The organism is Micromonospora sicca (genome assembly GCF_003172935.1).
GTDB classification, from domain to species: Bacteria; Actinomycetota; Actinomycetes; order Mycobacteriales; family Micromonosporaceae; genus Micromonospora; species Micromonospora sicca.
In genome coordinates this window covers 1-1,059 of sequence record NZ_QGKS01000032.1, presented here as the reverse complement: position 1 = coordinate 1,059, position 1,059 = coordinate 1, and the positions used below count along the sequence as shown (strand labels likewise).

Annotated in this window: 1 protein-coding gene; it reads left to right on the top strand. The window is 66.7% G+C overall.

Going from position 1 to position 1,059, the window contains the following annotated elements:
• Positions 1-99 precede the first annotated feature (99 nt).
• Positions 100-996 (top strand): transposase family protein, encoded by an 897-nt coding sequence (locus DKT69_RS00185; RefSeq protein WP_201749406.1) that lies wholly within the window; start codon positions 100-102, stop codon positions 994-996.
• The last annotated feature ends 63 nt before the right edge of the window (positions 997-1,059 follow it).

The window sequence follows — 1,059 nt, the reverse complement described above, 5'->3', positions numbered from 1 at the left end:
TAACGGCTTGGTGCGCGGTAGAGGAAAGACCCGGGTCGATCATGAAGGTGGCCGTGCGGGACGATCATGATTGTGACGTCAGGATGGGCCCGCACGGCCTTGTCTCATCGTATCTTCACCGGCATCCCTCGCCAGCGGCTGGCCAAGCTCATCGCCGAACTGGCCGATCCGTGGACCGCGCAGCAGGAATCCAGACTGCACCAGCGCCGCAGGGGCGACCGGCTGCGCGCCGCCGGAGCCGGACCAGATCATGAGCTGAGCTTCACCGACCGGGTCATCGCCACCCTGGCCTGCCTGCGCCTGCAACTGCCACACGCCGCGGTGGCGTTGCTGTACAAGGTGGACAGGTCCACCATCACCCGCGCCGTGGGCGAGATCCGTCCGCTACTGGCTGCCCGCGGGTTCGCCGTGCCTGGCAAGCCAGGACTGCGGCTGCGCACCCTCGCAGACGTGTTCGCCTACGCCGACGCCCACGGCGTCGAGCTACGCATCGACGGCACCGAGGTCCAGGTCCGACGGCCGAAGGCGAACCGGCCCGGACGGCGGGCGTTCGTGTCGGGCAAGAAGAAACAAAACACGATCAAACCCACGGTGATCAGCGACGCCAAGGGGCGGCTGCTGTGGTGCGGGGCGACCCGGCCAGGACGGATGCACGATGTCACCGCGCTGCGTACCGAGGGCATCGAGGATCTACTGCGGCAGTACCCGAACGTGCGTGCCAGGGTCGACTCCGGCTACCAGGGCCTGGCCCGGGACTTCCCTGACCAGGTCAGCGCGCCGCCGAAAAAGCCACCGAAAGACGCAACCGACCAGCTGCGCGCCGAATACACCATCGCGCGTAAAGCCCAATCCTCACAACGGATCTGCGTCGAACACGCCATCGCCGAGCCCAAGCAGTGGCGGCCCCTGCAGCGCTACATCGGACGCCGTGAACACTTCGAAGACACCACGCTCGCCATCGCCGGACTGGTCTCCGACCGCTGCGCCGAACGGTAGGCAAACCACCAAACCGAACCAGGCATACAAGCACTGCCGGGTCCTAATCGTGCACGACCTCGT